The 16,954-nt window shown below is 69.3% G+C and carries 12 protein-coding genes; 6 read left to right on the forward strand and 6 right to left on the reverse strand.

What is annotated here, in order from left to right; genetic code table 11:
* The first annotated feature begins 80 nt into the window (after positions 1-80).
* Both AB5I40_RS26850 and AB5I40_RS26855 read left to right on the forward strand, forming a co-directional pair.
* Positions 81-1,406: a sensor histidine kinase gene (locus tag AB5I40_RS26850; RefSeq protein ID WP_370932777.1), complete on the forward strand. Its 1,326-nt coding sequence runs from the start codon at positions 81-83 to the stop codon at positions 1,404-1,406.
* Positions 1,391-2,224, forward strand: coding sequence for a class I SAM-dependent methyltransferase (locus tag AB5I40_RS26855; protein WP_370932779.1), 834 nt, complete (start codon positions 1,391-1,393; stop codon positions 2,222-2,224). The genes AB5I40_RS26850 and AB5I40_RS26855 overlap by 16 nt, the downstream gene beginning before the upstream one ends.
* Here AB5I40_RS26855 and AB5I40_RS26860 read toward each other — a convergent pair.
* From AB5I40_RS26860 to AB5I40_RS26880, 5 genes are all read right to left on the reverse strand, one after another.
* Complete coding sequence (locus AB5I40_RS26860) at positions 2,210-4,102, reverse strand: TNT domain-containing protein (RefSeq protein ID WP_370932780.1); 1,893 nt, start codon at positions 4,100-4,102, stop codon at positions 2,210-2,212. The two genes, AB5I40_RS26855 and AB5I40_RS26860, sit on opposite strands and share 15 nt — an antisense overlap.
* A gap of 124 nt (positions 4,103-4,226) precedes the next feature.
* Positions 4,227-6,455 (reverse strand): ADP-ribosylglycohydrolase family protein, encoded by a 2,229-nt coding sequence (locus tag AB5I40_RS26865; RefSeq protein WP_370932782.1) that lies wholly within the window; start codon positions 6,453-6,455, stop codon positions 4,227-4,229.
* Positions 6,456-7,826 carry a glycohydrolase toxin TNT-related protein gene (locus AB5I40_RS26870; protein WP_370932783.1) on the reverse strand — a complete coding sequence of 457 codons (1,371 nt, stop codon included), beginning with the start codon at positions 7,824-7,826 and terminating at the stop codon, positions 6,456-6,458.
* A gap of 20 nt (positions 7,827-7,846) precedes the next feature.
* A complete protein-coding gene (locus AB5I40_RS26875) occupies positions 7,847-8,149 on the reverse strand; it encodes a hypothetical protein (protein ID WP_370932785.1) in 303 nt (100 codons plus the stop codon).
* An 80-nt stretch (positions 8,150-8,229) separates the two neighbouring features.
* Positions 8,230-9,540, reverse strand: coding sequence for an MFS transporter (locus tag AB5I40_RS26880; protein WP_370932787.1), 1,311 nt, complete (start codon positions 9,538-9,540; stop codon positions 8,230-8,232).
* A gap of 992 nt (positions 9,541-10,532) precedes the next feature.
* Between AB5I40_RS26880 and AB5I40_RS26885 the strand changes: the two genes are divergently transcribed.
* Positions 10,533-11,114 (forward strand): YqgE/AlgH family protein, encoded by a 582-nt coding sequence (locus tag AB5I40_RS26885; protein ID WP_354735848.1) that lies wholly within the window; start codon positions 10,533-10,535, stop codon positions 11,112-11,114.
* Here AB5I40_RS26885 and AB5I40_RS26890 read toward each other — a convergent pair.
* Positions 11,111-11,530, reverse strand: coding sequence for an SdpI family protein (locus AB5I40_RS26890; protein ID WP_370932789.1), 420 nt, complete (start codon positions 11,528-11,530; stop codon positions 11,111-11,113). The genes AB5I40_RS26885 and AB5I40_RS26890 overlap by 4 nt on opposite strands.
* 216 nt (positions 11,531-11,746) lie before the next feature.
* Here AB5I40_RS26890 and AB5I40_RS26895 point away from each other — a divergent pair, with 216 nt between their 5' ends.
* The 3 genes from AB5I40_RS26895 to leuS all read left to right on the forward strand — a co-directional run bounded on the left by AB5I40_RS26895 (position 11,747) and on the right by leuS (position 16,918).
* Positions 11,747-12,646 (forward strand): Abi family protein, encoded by a 900-nt coding sequence (locus AB5I40_RS26895; RefSeq protein ID WP_370932791.1) that lies wholly within the window; start codon positions 11,747-11,749, stop codon positions 12,644-12,646.
* A 63-nt stretch (positions 12,647-12,709) separates the two neighbouring features.
* Positions 12,710-13,870: an esterase-like activity of phytase family protein gene (locus AB5I40_RS26900; RefSeq protein ID WP_370932792.1), complete on the forward strand. Its 1,161-nt coding sequence runs from the start codon at positions 12,710-12,712 to the stop codon at positions 13,868-13,870.
* 159 nt (positions 13,871-14,029) lie between these two features.
* Complete coding sequence (leuS, locus tag AB5I40_RS26905) at positions 14,030-16,918, forward strand: leucine--tRNA ligase (RefSeq protein ID WP_370932793.1); 2,889 nt, start codon at positions 14,030-14,032, stop codon at positions 16,916-16,918.
* The last annotated feature ends 36 nt before the right edge of the window (positions 16,919-16,954 follow it).

Below are 16,954 nucleotides of genomic sequence, written 5' to 3' on the forward strand. Positions count from 1 at the left end.
GCCACGATCCCCCTTTGGCCTCTGGATCATCGACCGGGGCAGCCGAGATACTCCCTGTCTCGAACCGAACAGGGGGATCGATGACGCGGCAGCACGACGGGGATCGGCGCGGTGCCAGTTTTCTCGTCATGTTGCTGCGCCGCGGCACGCCCGCGCTGGCCACCGCGACGACCGGGCTGACCGACGAGATCGCCGATCCGACCCCGGTGCGCGCGCTGCAGCGGATCTCGCGGATGGCTGGTCCGGTCGACGAACGCAACCGCGACGGGTTGTTGTTGCGCGCGGCCCGCTACGTGGTGCTGGTTCCGCTCGTCTACCGGCTGCTGGTGGTGCCCGCGACGTTCACCTCGTACGCGGTCAAGCACGGTTCGGCCGGGTTGGCGTCGGTCGCGATCGTCACCGTGTTCTCGGTCGCGCTGAGTGCGTTCGGCCTGTTCTGGATGATGCGCCGGGCCCCGTTCCGCAGCGATCTCGCGGGGCGGTTGCTGCTGGTCGACCTCGTGGCCACGCTCACCTTCGAGCTGTTCATGGGCGCGACGGTGTCGCCCGCGGTGTTCCACGACGCGGTCGGCGTCGCGGACAAACACCTGCTCGGCAGCGTCGCTCTGCTGACGCTCGCCGTCGGCATCCCGTCCGGGATCGGGCTGGCGGTGCTCAGCCTGCCGGTGCGGCTGCTGTCGGATCTGCTCAACCACGGCACGTTCGATTTCGAGCAGGCCGCGTCGCTGTACCCGACGATGTTCGGCGTCCTGTTCACCGCGGTCGGCGCGCTGATCCTGCTCGGGCTCGGGATCCGGCTGGCGCTGGCGTACGGGATCCGCAACGGGCGGCTCGCCGAACGCGCGCGGCAGCACCGGATGCTGCACGACACGGTGTTGCAGACGCTGGAGGCGATCGCGCTCGGCGGTCCGGGCGATTCGGATCAGCGGCTGGTCGAGGTGCAGCGGCTGGCTCGTGCGCAGGCGATCGAGCTGCGGCAGACCATCGAAACCGCCGCCGCGCAGCGGGCTGAGGAGGGCGCGCGGCCGCTCGGCGAGAAGCTCGCGGCGCTGGCCGCGGAGATGGCGCGCGACGGTCTGCGCGCGCAGCTGGTGATCGCTGAGCTGGACAACGACACGCTGTCGGAGGTCCGGCAGATCGCGATCCGCGACGCGGTGCGGGAAGCCATGCGCAACACGATGAAGCACGCGGAGACGGACAAGGTCGTGGTCCGCGTGGAGGAACGCAACGGCGGCATCGCGGTGATCACGCGGGACCACGGCACCGGGTTCAGCCCGCAGGATCGGCCTGCCGGGTTCGGGATCAGCGAGTCGATCACCGCGCGGTTGTCCGAGGTCGGCGGGACTTCGCTGGTCGAATCAAGTCCGGGAAGCGGAACGAGGGTGACGTTGTGGGTGCCGCTGTGAGCGGGGTGGCCGGTGCGCTGGCGGCGTATCGGGACGGCGATGCCGAGCGGGCGGGTGCGCTTGCTGCCGCGGCTAAAACTCCGTTGGGCGCTGAGCTGGCGACATATCTCGCGGGCGGGTCGAGCGGTCCGGTTTACGACCAGCCCGCCGCGTTCACGGCGTTCATTCGCGGAGGCGGGAACGTCGAGTTGTACCGGCGGTTGAGCGAAGAACTGGCTGCGCGGTACGACTCCTGGCGTCCGGCCGCGTTGCTGGATCTCGGGTGCGGCGACGGGTTGGCGATCGAACCGGCGCTGGCGCAGGCCTCCTTCCGGCCGGAGCGGATCGACCTCGTGGAGCCGTCGGAGGCGCTGCTCGCGGATGTCGAAGTCCCTGGTGCGCGCCGGTTTTCGTTGACCGCGCAGGATTTTCTCGCCGCCGATGGTTCCACGTGGAACCTCACGCAGTCGACGTTCGCGCTGCAGTCGATCGAACCTGCCGCCCGGGCCGAGGTACTGAGCGCACTGCGGCCGCGGACGGAACGGTTGGTGCTGGCCGAATTCGACGTGCCAGACACTGCCGACCTGGAGTCGCTCGCGCAGCGGTACGAACGCGGCGTCGCCGAATACGGCGAGCAGGCTTCCCTGGTGGCGCAAGGATTCCTGCTGCCCGTGCTGCTCGGCGTCGCCGCCGGGGAAGCCCGCACGAACTGGGAACATCCGGCCGCGCAGTGGACCCGGCAGCTCGAAGCCGCCGGGTTCGCCGACGTGACCGTGGAACCGCTCGCGGACTACTGGTGGTCGCCCGCCGTGCTGATCACGGCTTCACAGCCGGGATAGCGTTCCCTGCTCCAAGTGCTGCGCGATCGGCCGCGGCAGCAGGTACGCCGTGGCGCCGCCAGGCTGCTGGCCCCACGGCGTGGTGACGCCGGTCAGCACCCGGATCGTGCGCTGCACGCGGTACTCGTGCCGGTCGCGTTCGCGGTCCGGCGTCAGCGAGGTTTCGAGGAACCGCACCGAATTCGCGTGCACCAGGTTCCCGACCTCGGGGCCGAACCGGACCACCGTCGTGCCGGCGGGCAGCGCGACGATCCGCTTGCCGCGGAAGAACGACAACGGCGGTTCGCCGCGCATCGGCAGAATCGGCCAGTCCGCGGGCTGATCGGATTCCTCCGCGGCCTGCGGCGGCAGCATCAGCAGCGTGCCGAGAAGGAACCGGGCCGCGTCGGCGAGGTTGGCGAACGCCACCGGCTCCACCGCGGGCGGACGCGACACCTCCCAGCCGTTTTCCGTGCGGCGCAACGTCCACACGCCCTCGGCGGGCACCTCGTCCGCGCCGATCCGGTACGCCGACGCCGGCACGCCGTGCTCGACGAGCCGTTGCTGCAGCAGCGCCAAAGTCTCGGCCCCGCGCAGGGCATGGGTCTGTTCGCCGCGGATCGCGCGGGCGAGCGAGCTGTCGTCCGGGAGATCGGCCTCGGTACGCCCGGGACGCGGTTTGCCGAGCACGTCGGCCTCGGCGGTCGCGCGGACCAGATCGCGCACGATCGGCGGGCGGAACCCGGCGGCGCGGATGTGCTCGACCAGCTCCGGTTCCGGCGGAACGCCGTATTTGCGCAGGTAGTGCGGCACGGCGGCGGGCCAGATCCAGGTGCCGTCGGTGTGGAAGGCCTGCGGCACGTCCGGCGGCGCGCCGGGCGCGAAGATGTCCGGCTGCGGGACCGGCCGGTGCAGTACGACCGGCGAGCGGAACAGGTAGTCGAGCACGCCGCGGATCTGGTCCGGCGGCACCGGCGGCCGGTTCACCACGGGCCGTTCGCCCTCGTTGTGCGCGTCGACCGGCCGCGCCTGGCGGAATCCGACGGTCAGCGGGAGCCCGGCCTTCGCGCCGAGCCAGTCCGGCAGGTGCTTGTCCGGACGCGGGAAACGGGTCAGCTCGACGAGGTAGGACTCGCGGGCGGGCTCACCGCCGTCGTTGGGCGGCAGCCGCCAGTCCGGCTCCTGGTCGGCGTCGAAGTCGAAATCGAACTGCGAATCGGCGTCGAGCGTGAAAGTGCCTTGGAACCAGGTGCCGCTTTCCGGCTGGTACATCGCCGCGCGCAGCTGGGTGAACAGCGTGCTCAGCTGCGGCGTGCCGGGCAGCGAGACCGAAACCGGGCCGTTCTCGTCGCCGACGGCGCGGACCTCCAGCTCGGAGTAGTCGCCGACCTGCCGGAACTGCGCCGCGACCCGCGTCCATCCGCCGGGCACCTGGCGCAGCGTGCGGCCGATCCCGCGCAGGATCCGCGTCTGGTCGCCGCCCTCGGTCTCGGCCTTCGGCTCGCCGTAGTCGTGCCGGGTCAGCCACAGCCCGGTGAGCTGCTTGCCCGGGACGGTCACCGAGAAATCGGTGAGCCCGAGCTGCGCGGCGCGAGCCGGATCGTGCCGCGTCCAGCGCAGGGTCAGATTCGCCTGGTCCCCCGGCGCGACCTCGAACAGCTCGTCGTCGTATTCGACGTAGGTGCGCAGGTCGAACGTCGCGGGCACCTCGTTCGCGAGTACGACTCTGGCCGGCTTGCCCTCGTGCTCGCGGTCGAAGCCCTCGGGCGCTTCCTCGTCACCGATGACGGTCAGCAGCAGCGTGCCGTCGGTGGTGGAGCGTTGTGCCGCGAAAGTGCGATCGTCGAGCGTCGCGTACAGGCCGTCTGGGCGTTCTCCCGATTCCACCCGGTACCGCACGTCTGGTTCCTCCCCGAAGTCCCCCGTGTAGCCGCAACGAACCTATCTGACCGTGTCACGACCCGACCATCGGTCACCGGAGACGGGAGAATATGCGCCCACAAATACCTGCTCGGGTGACCGATCAGTGCCGTGGGTAGCGCTGAACCCAGGCGTCGCCGAGTGCGTTCCGCGCCGAATGGCGGTCGAAATGCCACAGCGCGTCGGTCGCCACCTGTTCGATCAGGTGGTGCAGTTCAAGCTGCTCGACCCACTTCCGGGGCAGCCCGGGGACACCCACCCGCGCGCCGAGCAGCGCACCGGTCAACGCGCCGGTGAGCGCGCTGCGGCCGGAGTGGTTCACCGCGCGCAGCATCGCCTGTTCCGGGTAGTTCTCGAACCCGGACAGCGCGGCGAACGAGCGGCCGAGGACGGACAGCGTGCTGTGCCCGTCGCCGATCAGCTCCGGCATCCGCAGGTCAGGCAGGCCGTGTTCGCCGAAGAACGGCACCGCCTCGGCGATCAGGTCGCGCACCGGTCCCCACTCCGGACCGTCGTGCTCCTCGAGGACTTCGCGGGAGAGGTTCCACACCGGGTAGCTGAACGAATCTTTCGTAAGCGCCTTTTCGAACACCCACGCCAGGTACGTAGAGGCAGCCACGTCGTCCGGCTGGTGCGTGACGCCGGCCAGATCGCGCACGACCTGGCCGATGCCGCCGCTGAACCCGGTGCCCGGGCCGGCCGCGGTCAGCACCGCCGGCAGCGCACCGACCAGCGCGGCCGGGCCCGACAGCGGCGCTGCTTGCGGATCGCCGGTGACCAGCGCGTGGTACGCGTTGAGCTCGGCGTCGTCGATGGCGCGGCGGGCGTGCAGTTCGGGCACCTTGACCAGGAAACCGTCGGCGTTCTGGATCGCCGCGCCCTGTGTGTGCAGCCAGCGGCCGAGCGCGCCGCGGACCACGCTGGGGAACAGCTTCTCGACGTCGCGCGACTCCGGCTGTTCGCGATGCGGGCTGCGGATCACCGCCTCGGTGAGGAAAAGCAGCCGCTGCGTCATCGAGCCGATCCGGCCCGGCTGGTCGAACGCGAGCGGCAGTTCGCGGACGCCGTCCGGACCGTAGGTCGAGACGATCTCGTCCAGCCGCATCCGGTCGACGGCCGACCCGAGCGCCTCGCCGAGCGCGAATCCGACCCACGCGCCGACGACCCGCTGCCAGCCGTAGCGGAAGTTCTCTAGGCTCGTCTCGGGGTACTTGCCGAAGGTGTCGAGCCTCGGGACGATCCGGCCGTCGTTGTCCCAGGACGGCACGAGACCGTTGGCGCGCAAGTCGTTCGGCCGCGAGCGGCTCGGCTCCGGCTGTTCGAACCGGCGCAGCCACGACCGGCCGAGGACGGTCTTGCGGCATTCGTCGGCGGTCAGCTCGAACCCGTGCCGCCGCGCGCGTTCCGCGGCCGCCTTCGGCACGTCGACCGGCTTCTCCAGCCCGATCCGGGCGGCGGTTTCGACGGCGAACTTCTCCAGGTCTTCTTCGATCTCCGGGCAGCGGCCGTTCTCGTCGACCCGCGGCTCGTGGCGCGGGAACCGCTTCGCGATCGCGGTCAGCTCGGCGCCCGCGACGTCCTCGAACGTCGCCGGACCGCCGTTGATCACCAGGTTCGGCGGGTGCTCGAACTCGGCGAGTGTCGCTAAGTCGACCCGCCACCAGGCGTGCTCGCGGGCGGGCAGATGCCGGGTCGAGCTGAAGACGCGCAGCTCGTTGCGTTCTTCGGAAAAGTAGAAGCGGTCGGTCGCGCCGGTTTTGAGATCGAACGGCACGAAGACTTCGCAGCGCAGCAGGCCGATCAGCAGCTGTTCGCGCGAAAGCCAGCCGACGCTCGCGAAAGCGAGGAGGGTTTCCAGCGGGTTTTCCGGCTTCGGATAGCCGCGGCGGATCGGACCGGCCTTGTACTCCGGGTTCTCGCGCTCGTCACCGGTCTGGTGGCCGTCGTTGTCGACCTTCACCCAGCCCGCGACCGCGGGAAGCGGCACGCCGAGTTCGCCCAGCCCGGCTTTCGCGTACTCCGGGTCGACGACCTCGCGCCAGCTCTCCTGGCCCGGGTACGCGACCGGGGTGCTGAGCCCGCCCGGATGCGGATGCGCCTGGCGCAGCTCGCCGTCCGGCTCGCGCACGAGCACCGACGGGGCGGGGAAGAGTTCCTTGTCCGGACGGCCGTCGTCGAGGAACGCGACGGTGTTGTAGGGGATCGACCAGCCTTCGGGGACCCGCAGCACGCGGTCGTGGTCGACCCGGAGGCCGCCCGGCCCGGAGACCTCGGGGCCGTGCACGGCGCGCAACCACTTCCCGACCTTGTCTACCGCTTCCGCCGCTTCCACCTACTCGATCCTCTCCAGGCTTCCGTCGGACTCGTGCTCCGCGATCGGCTTGGGCAAGACGTACGCCACCGCGCCGCCGGGAAGGTTCGCCCAGGGCACCGTCACCCCGGTGATCACGTGGAGTGATCTTCGGAGGCGAAAAGTGCTGGTCATGCGCTCCCGTTCGAGTGGCAGGGACGTCGTCGCGAACCGTACCGCCTGGTGGTGGACCAGGTTGCCGGGTTCTTCGCCGAATCGCAGAACGACGGTACCTTCCGCCAACCGAGTGAGTCTCTTGTTCCGCAGCAGCGTGAGGGGAGGGTCACCCGGCACGGGCTGGACCGGCCAGTCGGCGACCTCCCGCGCGGTTTCCAGCGGGGTTTCGCGGCCGCCGGTCGCGCGGGCGGGATGCAGCAGCAGCGCGCCGAGCAGCTGCTGTGCGGCGTCTTCGAGGCGGGCGAAGGTCTGTTCGCGGCCGTCCGGCGCGACGACTGTCCAACCGGCTTTGACCTGGTAGAGGCTCCATTTTCCGGCTTCCCGGCCGCCGAGGCAGCGGACGTCGCGCCAGATGCCGAAGGAATCGAGCCGGTGGCCGAGGTGGGCCAGCAGTTCGTCGGCGGACAGGACCGGGTCCGGGTTGGTTTCCCGCTCGGCCGCGATGTCTCCCGCGGTGCGCTGGACGTCGTCCGGAGTCGGGCGCGGACGGGGCTTCCCGGCAAGATCGGCTTCCGCCGTGCGGCGCACCAGATGCTCGACGTACGGCGGGTGAAAGCCCAGGTCACGGATGTGCTGGAGCAGTTCGGGCTCGGGCGCGGCGCCGTGTTCTCTGAGCTGCTCGGCTACCTCGACCGGCCAGATCCAGGTCCCGTCGGTCCGGTGTTTTTCACCGACCTCAGCCTCGCGTTCGAGGTACCGGAGGACGAGCGGCAGTTCTTCCTCCGACAGCGGTTCGCCGGTCCCGGCGGTGGCGTGCCGGAACTCGACGCCGAGCGGGAGGCCGACGTGCAGCCGCCACCAGTCGGGAAGGTGCTCGTCGTCGCGGGGGAAGGTGGTGAGTTCGGCGAGGTAGGCGGACGAATCGGGCGGCGTGGTCCACGGGGGCTCGCCGTCGGTGAAATATTCGAACTCGAACGCGCCGTCCGGGGTGAGTACGTAGCGCGCCTGAATCCAGGTGCCGCGCCCCTCCTGATACATCTCAGCCCGCAATGCGGTGAGCCGCTGGACGACCTCCGTGCTGGCGACGGTATTGCGCGCCTGCACCTCGAAATGGTCGCCGAGCTGGGCGAACCCGATCCCGGCCGCCGCGTCCGGATCGGCCCGGTGCGCCTTGACCAGCCGGCCGATCTCGACGAGCGCCTGCTGACCGGTACTCGTTGGTTCCACGTGAATCATTTCGTCCGGAGCGGACGACATCAGGACCCGCGACGGCGGTTCTGCGGAACGGTTCCGCGCGGACGGACGCGGCGCGGAGTCGGCCGCGGGGCAGGCATCGAGGAGGTGTGCTGCGGTTCGGGTGCGTCGGCCAGGTGCTGCACGAGCGCCTGGACGGTCAACGCGAGCTGCGCGGGCGTCGTCCGCTCGAAGGCGTCCGGGGCAAATTCGAGCCGGCCGAGCGTGCCTGCCGGCCCGGCGGTCGCGCGGACGAGCCCGTCGGGCGAGGTCAGGACAGCTGGAGCGGCGTCGAGACGGGCACGGTCGTCGCCGATGGTGCTCACGGTGGCCCCTCGTGTCGGTTGCGCGTGCCGAGATTAACTCGACCGGGTCACAAGTCACCCTAATGCCAGACGGTGAGTTACTACCCCCGTTTGGCTTCAACGGTTTGCGGCAGCGAATCGCCGCGGCGTCGGCGGGCCAGCAGATATCCGGCCCCGCCCAGCAGATAGAGCACGGTCGCGACGACCATCAGCTCCGGCGAGTACCCGTTGTCCTTGACGAAGGCCGCCGCGATCGAGACTGCCACCACCTGGGTGATGTTGAACAGGGTGTCGTAGAGGGCGAAGACGCGCCCGCGAGCCTCGTCCGCGACATCGAGCTGTACCGAGGAATCGACGGACAGCTTCAGGACCTGCCCGGTCCCCATGATCAGGAACGACGCGACCACCGCCAACGGCAGCAGCATCGGCAACCCGAGCGCGGCCTGCGTGACCGCTGAGATGAGCAGCGACCCGAGAACCGTCCGAAGCCGTCCGAGCGAGCGGATCAGCCTCGCCGTCACCAGGCCCGCGACGAGAATTCCCGCTCCCGCGCACGCGACCAGCTGCCCAAGCCCGGGCAATCCGGCGCGGAAGAGCCCGTCGTCAGTGAAGTAATTGCGCATCAGCAACACGCTGACCAGCAACGAAATCCCGTACGCGGCGCGATGCGCGAACAACGCGACGAACCCAGCCGTGACACTGGGCGCCCGCCACGCGTGCCGGGCGCCGTCCGCGAGCCCCCGCGCCACCGCCACCACGGGATTAGTCGGCTCGTCCACGACCGTCGGCCCCAGGACTCCCTTCGCGAACCGATGCGCGAGAAAGGCCGACAACAACGCCCCGACCGCCGCGAACGCCGTGGTCTCCGCCGACCCGATGTCGCCCGACCCGAACACCGCCCGCAACCCGATCGCACACCCGCCCCCGACGACCGCGATCGCCGACCCGAGCGTCGCCGCCACCGCGTTCGCGGAAACGACCGCCTTGGGCTCCACGATGTGCGGCAACGCAGCAGACAAGCCAGACCCGATGAACCGGCTGACCCCCTCAGCCAGCAACGCAAGCGAAAACAACCCGATCCCGCCGACCCCAGCCCCGACCGCGAGAACGGACGCCAGGATCGCCAGCGCCCGCACGAGATTCGCGAAAACAAGCACCCGCCGCCGGTCCCACCGATCGAGCAACGCCCCCGCGAACGGCCCCACCAGCGAATACGGGAGGAGGAGGGCCGCAAACCCCTCGGCAATGGCCAGCGGATCCGTCGCCCGCTCGGGATTGAACAAAACGGCCCCAGCCAACCCGGCCCGGAAAACGCCGTCCCCCCACTGAGCCGCGAACCGCGTGAACAGCAACCGCCGAAACAACGGATCCCGAACCAGCTGCCAACCCAGCCGCCGCTCCCCCACCTTCACCCCGCAACCCTACCGAGACCCCCTGACAAAACCCGAAAAACGAGACACCCCAACCCCGATCGCCCGAAGTCGCCCAGAACCTGGACTACGCGGCACAGAGAGAACGCAGAGACAGCGCCCTCTCGCGCCGGGAAGGCCCTACGGACCAAGCACCACAAATCTGAGAGAGCCCGGAGCGCGAAGCGCAGGAAGCACGCACCGCAGGACGAAACCGCACTGCAGACCGCGTCCGCAGCCGACTGAAGGGCAGAAGGACACCGCGCAGGCAAGGCCGCGCAGGTAAGTGAAGCGCGGAAAAAGCGCCCCCGCAGGCGAGGCGGCGCGGGGTGCGCGAGGCGCGGAAAGGTTGCCGCGCAGGCAAGGCGGCGCGGGGTGAGCGAGGGGGGAGAAAGGTTGCCGCGCAGGTGAGACCGCGCGGGTGAGTGAAGCGCGGAAAGATTTCCGCGCAGACGAGGCCGTGGGCTGAGCGAGGCGCGAAAGACTGCCGCGCAGGCAAGGCAGCGCGAGGTGCGCGCAGCGCGGAAGGATGGCCGTGCAGGCGAGGCGGCGCGGGGTGAGTGAAGGGCGGAGAGAGCACCCCCGCAGGCGACGTCGCGCGGAGTGAGCGAGGCGCGAAAAGATCGCCACCCAGGCAAGGCCGCGCAGAGCAACCGAAACCCGCCCACCTTGAAACCCAAAGGGGGCTCCGCCCCCGCCCACCCCGAAAACCGCACCGAAGGCACCGCGGGGTCCGGGGGCTCGGCCCCCGGGTACTCGGCGCCGGTGGCAGAGAGGGAAGGTGCGAAGCACCGAACAGGAGGAGAGAACACCGGCGCACTCGTTTCGCCTCTCGGCGGCTTGGCGCAGTGTGGCTCCGGCCGGACCGGTATTCCACAAAGGCGGTTCTTCAGTGAGCCCGGGGGACACGAGTGCGCCGGCTCATTGTTCCCAACGAGGCGCGTGGTGCTGGTGTTCCCGTGCCGGGAGGATTTCCCGCGGCGGGTGATGGGATCATGGGTGGCGTGCCAGCGGACGCCGAGGTTGAACCGGGAACGCTCCTGGTCGCCGCACCCACGATGTTCGACCCGAACTTCAAGCGGACCGTGGTGTTCGTGATCGATCATCGGGCGGAGGGCACGCTCGGGGTGGTCTTGAACCGGCCGTCTGATGTTCCGGTGAACGACGTCCTGCCGGGGTGGGGCGCGCACGTCGCGGAACCTCAGTCGGTCTTCGTCGGCGGGCCGGTCGACAAGAAGACCGCGCTTTGTCTCGCCGCGTTGCGGACTGGGGAGTCCGCTTCCAGCGTTCCGGGGGTGGTCGCGGTGCGGGGGCCGGTCGCGCTCGTCGATCTGGACAGTGATCCTGAAGTGCTCGTGCCCAAGGTGCGGGGCGTGCGCGTGTTCGCGGGTTACGCCGGGTGGGATTCAGGGCAGCTCGCGGGTGAGATCGAGCGCGAGGATTGGGTGATCGTCCCCGCGTTGCCCAGCGACATTCTCGCGCCGCCCAGCCGTGACCTCTGGGGGCAGGTGCTGCGCCGCCAGGGGGTGCCGCTCGCGTTGCTGGCCACTCACCCCGGCGATTTGCAGCGGAATTAGGCCTCGCTGGACTTCTGCAGGACTCCGCAACCGCCCGCGCCGCACGCGCAGCCGCTGCAGCCGGCCGGGGCCTGAACAGGGGCGGGGACGGTCAATGCGGCTCGGGCGCCCATCCGGGCTCCGGCGACCACCATCACCAGCAAACCGAGCAGTCCGACGATCGCGGCGGCCACCAGGCCGGCCGTGGCGGGGATCGCGAGGCCGGCCAGTCCGCAGACGACCGCGGCCGCGCCGCCGGCCAGGGTCGGGATTCCGGCGACCCGGTTGGCGAGCTTGAAGGCCTCTTCGCTGCGCATCGAGGCTTCGGTCCGGACTCCGGCCCCGCTTGCCCTGCTCAGCCGTCCGCGCACGCCGAGGAAACCACCCCAGCCGACGACGACACCAAGGACGATCGGGACGAGCGCGATAGCGAACACCCCTTGAGGATAAGCGTGACCTCGCGGCCATGTCCCGGATACCCTCGTCGGCTGTGCTACGGGCCATGTCTTCGTACGGGTGATGCAGGTCCGTGCCTTGCGCACTCGCCCACGGTTGCCTGTTCGGCGTGGTAGTATCAGATCATCACGACCGGTTCCGCCCCTCGGGGTCCAGGGCCGGTCTTTTCATTTTCAGGGGGAGTAGCGATCCAGCGCATGGAACCCAAGCCGCATTGCACTTACGAGAGGCAACTTGACCTGCTCAAAGAGCGCGGTATGCGCATCGACGACGACGCAGCGGCGCTGGCGCTTCTGGAACGTGCTGGCTACTACACCTTGAGCGGGTACTCCTACCTCTTCCGGGTGCCAGCATCCGACGGCAGCCGTGCGGATCAGTTCTCCCCTGGGACATCGATCTCGCAAGTGCGCGCATTGTGGGAGTTCGATCATCGGCTCCGCTCGACGACCTTCGCCGCCATCCAGCACGTCGAGACATATCTTCGTGCCTTGCTGGCGTACTCGCTGGGTGCGGTGGATCCGATGATCCACCGGAAACGCGAACTGCTGTCGATCGACCAGCCTGGGGCGTATCCGAGGTGGCTTGAGAAGCTTGATCGCAAGATCGCTGACTCGCGCGAGGAGTTCATCGTCCACCACCGAGAGAAGCGAGGTGGTGTCGTTCCGATTTGGGTCGCGACGGACGTTCTCGACTGGGGAAGTCTCTCCTACCTGTACAGCTTTGCCCCGCTCAGCGTGCGAGAACAGGTCGCACAACGATTCCGGATCAGCCCGCCGCAACTGAAGTCGTGGCTGCTCGCTCTGAACATCGTCCGCAATGTCTGTGCGCATCACGGCCGGTTCTACAACCGCTACTACTCGCTCACGCCGAAGCTTCCGCAAGGTGAACGCGATAAGTCGTTCGACGTGATCGCTTCCGCGAAAGGGACCACTTTCGCGATGCTCACGCTCATGCAGCACTTGAGCTCGTGCACAGTGGGCGCGAGCATGCGGGTGCTGCCGGCAGTCGTACGTACCTTCCCGAGCGACTCTGGGCTGAGCCCCGCGGTGATGGGAGTCCCTGACCGCTGGGATTCGTATCCCCTCTGGCGGCGGTAACAAACTGATAAGCGTGACCTCGCGGCCATGTCCCGGATACCCTCGTCGGCTGTGCTACGGGCCATGTCTTCGTCCACGCGACACCGGCTGCTCGCCGCCGCCGGGATCGTCACGCTGTCCTTGCTCATTCCTGGAACGGCCGACGCCGCGCCGCGGCCGGTCCGGCTGCTCGGCGAGCAGCGGGTGCCGCACAACCTGCAGTTCCAGGGCACGACGGTCGGCGGGTTGTCGTCGATCGACTTCGATCCGCGCACCGGCGGTTACGTCTTCATCAGCGACGACCGGTCCGCGATCAACCCGGCCCGCTTTTACACCGCGAAGTTCGACGTCAGCGCCAAGGGTGTGGGACCGGTCACCTTCACCGGCACGCATCCCCTGCTGCGTCCGGACGGCACGCCGTACCCGCCGCTTGCGAAGAACGATCCGGCCGCTCCCCAGAACGAGCAGACGATCGACCCCGAGGAACTGCGCGTCGACCCGTGGACCGGCCATTACGTCTGGTCGCAGGAAGGCGACCGGCTCGCCGACCAGCACCTGATCCAGCCGTCGATCCGCGAAGCCACCCGCGACGGGCATTACCTCCGCGACCTGCCGCTGCCCGCCAACGAGCGGATGACGCCGGACGCCGGTCCGCGCCGCAATTACGTTCTCGAAGGCCTCGCCTACACCGGGTTCGGCACGCTGCTGGCCAGCGAGGTCGAGGCCCCGCTGCTGCAGGACGGTCCGCCGCCCACGCCGACGTCGGGCGCGTTGTCGCGGATCACCCTGCAGAGCCGGTTCGGGCCAGTGCTGGCGCAGTACGCGTACCCGCAGGAGAAGCTTTTCGCCGAGCCGAAGCCCGCCACTGGGTTCGCTGACACCGGCGTCTCCTCGATGCTCGCGGTGAACCAGGCGGATCCGACGAAGTTCCTGATGATGGAGCGGTCCTTCGTTACCGGTGTCGGCAACAAGGTGCGCATCTTCGAGGTCGACACCACCGGCGCGACGAACGTCCTCAACACCCCGTCGCTGACTGCCGCCAAGCACGTCAAGCCGGTGAAGAAGCGGCTGCTGGCCGACCTTTCCGACCTCCCGCTGTCCACTGTGGACAACATCGAGGGGATGACCTGGGGTCCGGCGCTGCCGTCCGGGGAGCGCAGCCTGCTGCTCGTGAGCGACAACAACTTCTCCGCGTCGCAGGTGACCCAGGTCGTCGCTTTGGCGGTCCCGTCGGAACGGCTTTGACCAGCGCGTTACGATGAGTGCATGAACACGGCTCGGCTGCTCCTTGGCCTGCCGCGCTGACCTGGTCCGATGACCGGCTCGGCGCGGCGACCCCTCATGCCTTCTGGCTTGGGGGGTCGAGTTGTTTCTGGGAGTGGCTCGACACGGAGGAAGACGGCGATGACAGGGTCTGACGAGGCCACCGGGGCCGCGGCGAAGAGTGCCGCGGACGCTGAGCACGCCCCGCCGTTCCGCTACACCGCGGAGCTGGCCGGGCAGATCGAGCAGCGCTGGCAGGACCACTGGTCCGACCACGGCACCTACCACGCGCCGAACCCGGTCGGCCCGCTCGCCGACCCGCGCGAGCCGGTGCCCTCGGACAAGCTGTTCGTGCAGGACATGTTCCCGTACCCGTCCGGCTCCGGCCTGCACGTCGGGCACCCGCTGGGCTACATCGGCACCGACGTCTACGCGCGGTATCACCGGATGATCGGCCGGAACGTGCTGCACACGCTGGGTTACGACGCGTTCGGCCTGCCCGCCGAGCAGTACGCGGTGCAGACCGGCACGCACCCGCGCACCACGACCGAGCAGAACATCGCCACCATGCGCCGCCAGCTGAAGCGGCTGGGGCTGGGCCACGACGAACGCCGGTCGATCGAGACGATCGACCCGGACTACTACAAGTGGACCCAGTGGATCTTCCTGCAGATCTTCAACTCCTACTACGACGAGGACGCCCGCAAGGCGCGCCCGATCGAGGAGCTGGAGAAGGCGTACGCCGCGGGCGAGCGCGCGACGCCGGACGGCCGTCCGTGGGTCGAGCTGAGCACCGTCGAGCAGCGCAAGATCATCGACGACCACCGGCTGGTCTACATCTCCGAGGCTCCGGTGAACTGGGCTCCCGGCCTGGGCACCGTCGTCGCGAACGAGGAGGTGACCGCGGACGGCCGCAGCGACCGCGGCAACTTCCCGGTGTTCCGCAAGAGCCTGCGCCAGTGGATGATGCGGATCACCGCGTACGCCGACCGCCTGGTCGACGACCTGGACCTGCTGGACTGGCCGGAGAAGGTCAAGTCCATGCAGCGCAACTGGGTCGGCCGCTCGCAGGGCGCGCGCGTCTCGTTCGCCGCGGGCGACGAGAAGATCGAGGTCTTCACCACCCGTCCGGACACCCTGTTCGGCGCCACCTACATGGTGATCGCGCCGGAGCACCCGCTGGTCGAGAAGCTGACCGCGGCGCAGTGGCCGGGCGAGCACCCGGAGAGCTGGACCGGCGGCGCGAAGACGCCCGCCGAGGCCATCGCCGCCTACCGGGCCGCCGCCTCGCGCAAGTCCGATTTGGACCGGCAGGAGAACAAGGAGAAGACCGGCGTCTTCACCGGCAGCTACGCGGTGAACCCGGTGAACGGCAAGGAAATCCCGGTCTTCGTCGGCGACTACGTGCTGATGGGCTACGGCACCGGCGCGATCATGGCGGTGCCCGCACAGGACCAGCGCGACTACGACTTCGCGAAGAAGTTCGAGCTGGAGATCGTCCGCACGGTCGACCCGGGCGAGGGCTTCGAGGGCGAGGCGTTCACCGGCGACGGCCCGGCGATCAACTCCGCCAACGACACCGTCGACCTGAACGGCATGGGCGTCGCCGACGCCAAGAAGACGATCATCGCCTGGCTGGAGGACCGCGGCGCGGGCGAGGGCACCGTGCAGTACAAGCTGCGCGACTGGCTGTTCGCCCGCCAGCGCTACTGGGGCGAGCCGTTCCCGATCGTCTACGACGAGAACAACCTGCCGATCGCGCTGCCCGAGGACCAGCTGCCGGTCGTGCTGCCAGAGGTCGACGACTACTCGCCGAAGACCTTCGACCCGGACGACGCCGATTCCGAGCCGTCGCCGCCGCTGTCGCGCGCGAAGGACTGGGTCGAGGTCACCCTGGACCTGGGCGACGGGCCGAAGCGCTACCGCCGCGACACCAACGTCATGCCGCAGTGGGCGGGTTCCTGCTGGTACCAGCTGCGCTACGTCGACCCGTCGAGCGAGGACGTGTTCTGCGCGCCGGAGAACGAGGCGTACTGGCTGGGCCCGCGTCCGGCCGAGCACGGCGGGGACGACCCGGGCGGCGTCGACCTGTACGTCGGCGGCGTCGAGCACGCGGTGCTGCACCTGCTGTACTCCCGCTTCTGGCACAAGGTGCTGTACGACTTGGGCCACGTCTCCTCGAAGGAGCCGTACCGCCGCCTGTTCAACCAGGGCTACATCGAGGCGTTCGCCTACACCGACAAGCGCGGTGTGTACGTGCCTGCTGAGGACGTCGTCGAGCGCGACGGCAAGTTCTTCTTCGGCGACGAAGAGGTCAAGCAGGAATACGGCAAGATGGGCAAGAGCCTGAAGAACGCCGTGACGCCGGACGAAATGTCGGACACCTACGGCGCGGACACCTTCCGTGTGTACGAGATGTCGATGGGTCCGCTGGACATGTCGCGGCCGTGGGCGACCAAGGACGTCGTCGGCGCGCACCGGTTCCTGCAGCGGCTGTGGCGGCTGCTGGTCGACGAGCAGACCGGCGAACTGCGGGTCTCGGCGGACGAGGCGACCGAGGCGGACCGGAAACTGGTGCACCGCACCATCGCCGGGGTCCGCGAGGACTACGCGGAGATGCGGTTCAACACCGCCGGCGCGAAGCTGATCGAGCTGAACAACCACCTGACCAAGGTTTACGGCTCGGCTGCCGGAACCCCGCGCGAGGTCGCCGAACCGCTGGTGCTTCTGCTGGCTCCGCTGGCCCCGCATGTGGCCGAGGAGCTGTGGCACCGGATGGGCCACGCGGACTCGCTGGTGCACGGGCCGTTCCCGGTCGTGGACGAGAAGTACCTGGTCGAGGACTCGGTCGAGTACCCGATCCAGGTCAACGGCAAGGTCCGCTCGCGGATCACCGTGCCCGCGGACGCGAAGAACGATGCGGTGCAGGCGACCGCGCTGGCGGACGAGAAGATCGCCGCGCTGGTCGGCGACAAGACGCCGCGCAAGGTGATCGTGGTGCCGGGCCGGCTGGTCAACATCGTGCTCTGAAAAAGCTCGTTCCGGCCCGGGACCCGATCCCGGGCC

This window comes from Amycolatopsis sp. cg13, from assembly GCF_041346965.1.
GTDB lineage: Bacteria > Actinomycetota > Actinomycetes > Mycobacteriales > Pseudonocardiaceae > Amycolatopsis.

Coding starts and splice junctions, on each gene's coding strand:
- AB5I40_RS26850 (WP_370932777.1), top strand. CDS start 81: ATGACGCGGCAGCACGACGGGGATCGGCGCGGTGCCAGTTTTCTCGTC.
- AB5I40_RS26870 (WP_370932783.1), bottom strand. CDS start 7,826: ATGATTCACGTGGAACCAACGAGTACCGGTCAGCAGGCGCTCGTCGAG.
- AB5I40_RS26885 (WP_354735848.1), top strand. CDS start 10,533: ATGGGTGGCGTGCCAGCGGACGCCGAGGTTGAACCGGGAACGCTCCTG.
- AB5I40_RS26895 (WP_370932791.1), top strand. CDS start 11,747: ATGGAACCCAAGCCGCATTGCACTTACGAGAGGCAACTTGACCTGCTC.
- AB5I40_RS26900 (WP_370932792.1), top strand. CDS start 12,710: ATGTCTTCGTCCACGCGACACCGGCTGCTCGCCGCCGCCGGGATCGTC.
- leuS (WP_370932793.1), top strand. CDS start 14,030: ATGACAGGGTCTGACGAGGCCACCGGGGCCGCGGCGAAGAGTGCCGCG.